The sequence below is a fragment of the Holdemania filiformis genome, from assembly GCF_003459085.1.
GTDB lineage: Bacteria > Bacillota_I > Bacilli_A > Erysipelotrichales > Erysipelotrichaceae > Holdemania > Holdemania filiformis.
The window spans coordinates 153,826-160,537 of record NZ_QRUP01000007.1 but is presented as its reverse complement, the minus strand read 5'-3'; the positions used below and the strand labels follow the sequence as shown (position 1 = coordinate 160,537).

The 6,712-nt window shown below is 51.3% G+C and carries 6 protein-coding genes; all 6 read right to left on the bottom strand.

The features are described 5' to 3' along the window. Positions 1-567: hypothetical protein (locus DWY25_RS07675; RefSeq protein ID WP_147336674.1), on the bottom strand; the 567-nt coding region annotated here is incomplete at its 3' end. A gap of 774 nt (positions 568-1,341) precedes the next feature. Next, the gene (locus DWY25_RS07665; RefSeq protein WP_420809867.1) at positions 1,342-1,803 is read right to left on the bottom strand and encodes an ATP-binding protein; all 462 of its coding nucleotides are present in this window, start codon (positions 1,801-1,803) and stop codon (positions 1,342-1,344) included. An 89-nt stretch (positions 1,804-1,892) separates the two neighbouring features. Beyond that, positions 1,893-2,366, bottom strand: coding sequence for a flavodoxin (locus DWY25_RS07660; RefSeq protein WP_117894742.1), 474 nt, complete (start codon positions 2,364-2,366; stop codon positions 1,893-1,895). 15 nt (positions 2,367-2,381) lie between these two features. Beyond that, positions 2,382-2,897: a nitroreductase family protein gene (locus DWY25_RS07655; RefSeq protein WP_117894741.1), complete on the bottom strand. Its 516-nt coding sequence runs from the start codon at positions 2,895-2,897 to the stop codon at positions 2,382-2,384. Between the two features lie 285 nt (positions 2,898-3,182). Then, a complete protein-coding gene (locus DWY25_RS07650; protein ID WP_117894740.1) occupies positions 3,183-4,418 on the bottom strand; it encodes a metallophosphoesterase in 1,236 nt (411 codons plus the stop codon). A 20-nt stretch (positions 4,419-4,438) separates the two neighbouring features. After that, on the bottom strand, positions 4,439-6,709 hold the full coding sequence (locus tag DWY25_RS07645) for a hypothetical protein (RefSeq protein WP_117894739.1): 2,271 nt from the start codon (positions 6,707-6,709) through the stop codon (positions 4,439-4,441). Between the last annotated feature and the right edge of the window lie 3 nt (positions 6,710-6,712).

Here is a 6,712-nt window from a genome sequence, read left to right as displayed (position 1 = left end):
ACGCGACAGCTTCTTCCCGCCAAAGCAGGTAAACCGCATTTTCTGATTCGCGGTATTGAGCTGTTGCTGCGTGCGATTCAATTTAAAGATCAATTGAGAGCGTTGATTCTTTAACTGTTTCCGGGTTGGCCGCAGCACTTGTACCTCCTCAAGATAATCTTCTTGGGTTTGTTTGCCTTGTTTTGTTTTCTGCTTAAGCTGAGCTAACTGCTTATCGAGCCGTTGGATTTCTTTCTCTGTTTTCCGAATTTTCTTCTCCACGCTTTTCACTCTTGGCTTTAACGACTTTTTCCACCGTTCATGGTTTTCAAAATCCGCTTTCAACTGATGCTGAGCCTCCCATTGCGCTGCACAAGGAAAATAATCATTTGTGTGATACCGTCGTTTCAATTCTTTCTGCAGCGATTCTTCAAATGGTAAGGGAATTCCCCGGGCTTTCAGAGTCAGATAACGATAAGTAGTATGAAGGATCGAATGATACAGAAGGATATCCTGGCGAAGAGCCTGAGCTTCTTCAGGAAGCAATTCATCGTAATAGATCCGGTCAGAACACGTTATTGTTTTCATGAAGAAGACCTCGCTTTCAGAGAACGCTCATCTTTCTATTGAGTTAATTATACAATTCATCCTTCTTCATTTCAACGCATTTGAGTTTGTTTCATTCTTTTCAATGAAACGTGGAAATTTGTCGACTGGCAAAACGAACTCGATCCCCTTCAAGTGTACTCAGCGCGGTTTCTTCGATCCAATGGAAATCGACATTGCGGAAGAAGTCTGCGACTTGGTTACCGTAAACGGTATTCTATGTTTTTCCGCTTATTGTATCCGTTGTGATTCTCTGATGCTTCCGGAAGATGTTCTCCAGAAAATTTCAAAAGCAGAATAAGCCTTTGTTCCTTCTATATTCTTTTCAGTGTGCGATGGAATTCCTCTTATTTTGTTGTTTATAACCCAAAAGAACATTATTGCTCTTTTGGGTTATTTTTGTTCTCTGCCCTCATCATTGCACTTTCCTAATAGAAGGAAAATTAAGCTGACACTTAATTCTTTTTTTAGGGCACTTTTTTTTCAAAGAAATTTGTTTGAATGTCAAATTCCTTTTTTTCCTCTGACGCATTGAAATTCTTAGAATATGAAAAAACGCCGCGGTTCTCCACGGTGCTTCAGCAGTATTTTAGAATGGATCAGCCCAGGCTTTCAGCGCATCGGCCCTAATTGGAGAATCTCTGCCAGAAGAAAGTGTGTCTGCCTCGTTAGTCATTCATCAAGTATTTTTAGAATCTTGGCACATTATTCTCTGGATAGAAGCTTTTCCCTCAACTTGCACCTCTGAGTAAAATGTTATTTAACACCCCATTGTCCCGTTTTTCGGCTGACAATACGTTCGATAATCCCTTTTTCTCTCAGTTCCTTTATTACTCGTCTTATCTGTCTGTCAGAACGGTTTAGTTTTTGAGAAAGTTGCGCCTGTGTTATATGAGGATTTTCTCTTATTACTGATAATACCATTTCCTCTAACAGGACATTTAATGGGTCATTTATTAGGACATTTTGATCATTTAAAACATTCTGCTGTCTTAAAGACACGAACTTTACCATTATATCTTCTAAATGAAGTGTATATTCCGGTACTGGAACACCATGTTCCTTACAAACCTCACATATTTTTTCTATCCCGCGTCCCCAGGTTTCCACATATCCCGCCCGGAAAAATCCATTAGCGATATTGGGATTATACGGTTGCGACCGATGCCGCTCCATTAAAGTTTCCACAGTCCATCCAACAGGGAAAGACACAGTCATTACTAATATAGACCGCATCCAATAAAACGCAATTTTGAGATTCAATTTTGAAAAAACACCGCGGTTCTCCACGGTGCTTCAGCAGTATTTTAGAATGAATCAGCCCAGGCTTTCAGCGCATCAGCCCCAATCGAGGAAGCGAAGCGCCGGCCTTCGTAAAGAACCGCGCCGGAACAGGAGCCCCGGAGTTCCGCGTTGGTATTGCCCATCCCGCTGGAACCGGAGGTCGCAAAAGGAATCACCTTTTTGCCGGTCAGATCATATTGTTCCAAAAAAGTATTGATGATCGTCGGCGCGACATACCACCAGATCGGGAATCCGACGAAGATTGTGTCATAGTCCTCCATCTTTTCCACCTTGTTTTTCACTTGAGGCCGGAAGGTTTTATCCTGCATTTCCACAGAACTGCGGGACTGCGGATCGTTCCAATTTAAATCGGCATCGGTATAGGGCGTAACCGGCTCAATCTGAAACAAATCGGCGTTGATTGCGGTAGCCAGGGTTTTGGCGACTTTCCCGGTTACTCCGCTGGCTGAAAAATAAGCGACTATTTTTTTACTCATTCCATTATTCTCCTTTTACTCCAAATAGGTCACGGTCTCGGCAAGCGGCTTGCGCTGACTGTGCGCCGGCAGTGCCTTAAAGCCTTCTGCCGCATACCCCAGATCGAGAATCATCAGCACTTCTTCATTCTCCGGCAGATTCAACAGCCTGGCCATTTCTTCCGGATTGAAGAAATTGACCCAGCAGCTGTCGACACCCGCGTTTTCCGCCGCCAGCAGCATGTGCGTCGCAACGATCGTCGCATCCTCGACGCCGGAATCGCGCTGTCCGCCCGGATAGGTAAACACGTTGTTCTTATCGAAGGCAACCACGATGACCGTGGACGCGTTATAACGGCATGGCGTGACCTGATCCAGTTTTTCCAGTATAGCCTCGGACTGGATGACGTAAATTCTCTGTTCCTGCAGATTCTTCGCTGTCGGAGCCAGCCTTCCGGCTTCTAAGATTGCTTCCAGCTTTGCCTTTTCCACAGGCTGGCCGTCGAATTTCTTACATGAGTAACGATTTTGTACAACTTGAGTGAATTCCATTTTTCATGCCTCCTTCCGTCTGTTCGTTCCGGTATTTTATGATTTCTCCGTCGAACCGCTTTGCGAGTCGATTCAAAAAGAAAAAATACCGAAGACGCTCAGATTTATCCTGATTCATCTTCAGTATAGTTCCAGATTTTACAAATGTAAAATGCTTATCTTCTCTGGTTTGCGATTCATTTTCCGCATACCGGATAAAGTGGCTGGCTTCCTTCCTGAAAAATTCAGCCGCCTGCCTGTGCCCGGTTTCGGATATTGCCGAAAGAAGGCTGTCCGGTTTTTGGTTCACCGCAGCGCGATTGTGATTTCATTATTATCCGATGTTGCTTCGCTGAGCATCGCCTCCAAATACTGACCGAAAAACAAGTCTTTTCCACTGTTTTGCCACAACTGCCAGGCTGGATCCTGTCGAATCCGCTCCGCGTTTTGCGCCAGCGTTCCATCAAAGATTTCATCATTCATCGCTACTGCCAGCTCAACCATCGCCGCCTTTTCCTGCGGACTCAGTTCCAGCGTCTCAAGCGCCCTTTGCGTCTGCCGTCGGGTTATCTGATCAAAACAAAGCTTCGCCTGACTTTGCAAGTCAGGATCAGCCAGCGATTCGATTTGATAATGCAGCGTGCGGTCTTCGTCCAGCGTGATCACACCGTAGTGCAGCGGTGTGACGGACAGCGAGGACGTCGCGATATCCGTGAGCCCATCCTGCTTCTGAATGTGCTGAATGTGCATGTGTCCGCTGAAATTCACGCGCACATCATAAGTGCTGAGCAGCGCTCGGACGGATTCGGCTCCCCGCGCAGTGAATCCAGAGGAAAACATCGCCGTGTGATCGGCCAGGTTCTGATGGCTGAGGGAGAATACAATTTGTTGATCAGCCTGCGCTTTTTCCAGCTGTGTCACGATCCAGCGCCGCGTTTCTTCGCTCACGGCGCCCGGGTCTTCCGGACGATTGGCGTCGATCAGCAGGAGCTGAACGTCTTCCGCTAACGGGACAAGGCAGCTCAGTGATTGAGGATCGCAGCTCAGCGCCGGATGACGGCTCAGATTCTGATAGATCGCGGCAAACTCCGCAGCGCTGACCGATTCGGTGGACCGGGCCTGAGCCTGACTGAAGGAAGCAGCCGAGGGGTTATTCAGATCATGATTGCCGGGAATTACCCACACGTCGATGCCGGCTTCCGTCAGAACCTGCAGCTTCTGCGCCAGCCGCTGATGACTAAGCTTTTCGCCGTTGAAAGTCAGATCGCCGCTCAGCAGGACGGCCTGCGGTTTCCTCTGCAGCATTTCCTGAACGAACTGATCGGCGAGGGCTTCGCTCTCTTCCGTCAGCTTGCCGTCGCTTTGCTCAATCAAACGTTGAAAGCGTTCGCCCTGATCATGCAGCTCAGGCGCTAAATAATGCAGATCCGTAGCGACGACGAGCGTCAGCGGCTCATTCTTCTTCGGCAGTGTACTCGCTTTGGCACACCCGCTTAACAACAGGGCGCTGACGGCGATCCCGATTTTCCATTTTCCCGTCATGGTCTTTCTCCTCTGCCGTTTCACTCGGTCCGGATTCCTGTCCGGGTGATCCAGCCGTTTTGCAGCCGGGCGTTCACTCGCTCGCCGGCAAACTCCACCGTGACGTTCAACGTCTGCGTTAACCGGACATGAACCTGATCCACTAACGCTTCCCGCGGCCGGATCGTCAGTCCCTTCGCCGTGCTTTCCACCGTGCAGTGAAACGCATCCCGCCGGCCGTCTTCCTCATGAACATAAGCACGGGTTAAAATGACTTCCTCCACGCATTTAAAAATCTCATGCACGTCGTTGTCGCAGCAGCCGCCCTGATCCGTCGTCACGTCCGGCCAGCTGCCGAGATAGCCGAACACCGCGGTATCTTTGGGCGCATGATACCAGCCGCTGATCATTCCGACGCGCTCCTCCGCGATCGTCCGCGCCTGAAACTTTCCGCGGCCGGGGTTTTCCGGATCCGGAACGAAGGTCATGACCTCGCGGTGCGGATCGGGCACAAACGCCCAGTTCAGCGTCTTGTTTTCCACATCCAGCAGACTGACGCAGCTCATCAGCGTATTCATCGCGTCGATCAGATATTCGCGCCGGCCGCTCAGCAGGTACAGATCCATCATGCCGTACACCTTCCAGGCGCTCCAGCCATGCGGAGAATTAATCATGTTGCCCATCGTCAGCACGTCGTACTGCGCCTCCCAGAACCGCAGCGTCGTCCCGCTGCAGCGGCTGTCCGCCACGACGGTCCGTTCCAGACAGCGGTGCTTGCGAACTAAGCATTCCGCCGCTTCGATATACGGCCGGCGGTCTTCCGGCTCCAGCATTTTCGCCAGCATCGTCAGCTGCGCGACGGAACATGTCAGCATCCCGTCCTCCAGCGTGGCCTGGCCTTCGGTTTCAATGTTATCGCGATGCAGCGCCAGCTCGTCAACCGCCCGCTTCGCCGTCTCAAAGTGCCGCTGGGCGCGCGCCTGCCAGGAAGCTTCCGGCTGCCGGCGTTCTTCCAGAACCAATTCAAGCAGGCTTTTCGCAATATAAATAACGCTTGTGTAGTGCTTTCCTTTGCCGTTGCAGAAAGCGCCGTCTTCCCGCTGACTGTGTTCGATCAGCCAGTCAGCCAGCTTCGCGCCCAGCTCCAGCGGTTCCGTGCTGTGCAGCGCGGCGCCGAGATCCGCCATCAAACCGATCATGCAGGCGGTGTTCTGAATTCGGCCGGGATGCACCGTCGGGCAGCCTTGTTCAACGTCGAAGCCCAGCGGCACCAGTTCGCGGACCTTCTCAAGATACGCCGCACGGTCAAAATCCAGATCATGAAGGATCGCCGCCGCGCCGGTAAACAAACCATACCAGCTTTCGCAATGCGTTCCCATTTTCTGCGGCTGACTCAGCGACTGACGCGCCGCTTCTTCTATAATCGTCCGCCATGGATGGATAAACTGCACCCAGGCTTCGCTCTGATGCTTCCCGTTCGAGACTGTCAGACGAAGTTCACGGGGCTGATCCGATTCCAGCCGCACTGTATACACGCCCGGCTTTTTCAGCAGACAAGGCACCGGCCGGCCTTCAGCCATCAGCGTCGGTTCGGTCCGGGACAACAGTTTAAATTCCAGCGCACTTCCGCATTCCGCGCTCCAGCGCTCACCCGCAAAAACCGGTACGCCCTTTTCCGCCAGCCACGATGGCACAGTTTGTTCCGGAGCCAGCTCCGCGATTTCAATCCGCCACCGGCGTGTTTCCCACGGCTTAAGCGGCTGCGATTGAGGATGCCGGTCCGGCAGCTTCCCGCTTTGCAGAAAGTCCAGACAGAACGTCATGATCCGATGTCCGCCGTCCGCGAAAAACCGGTTGTAGTCAAGATGCCAGCTGGCGATCGGGTCCGGGCTGTAAATCCCAAGCCGCCGGCCTAAAGGACTGGACAAAAAGCCCCAGAAATACGTTTTCTCACACCGCAACAGCGTCGGTGCGAACACCGTGTCCCATTGCGGATAGCTTTCCATGGCGCAGTCCAGCCCGATGCGCAGCCCCAGCTGATCCAGCGGCATTGTCTGCGAGCTTTGATTCTCCGCTTCCGCTTCGATGATCAGACTATCCCCTTCCGTCTGGAAACGATAGCGCAGCTCCACGCCGAAGAAGGCTTCCTTAAACCAGCCTTCCCGATAACGCGGCGCCGTTGACGTGCGCAGCTCTTCCCCTAACCGGCATTGCCAGGCCGGCCCGCCATAGTCATCCTGCCGGAAAGACACCGCTTCCTCATTAAATACACAATGTTTTATTTTTCCTGTTTCCGTCCATTCTAATTTCATTGG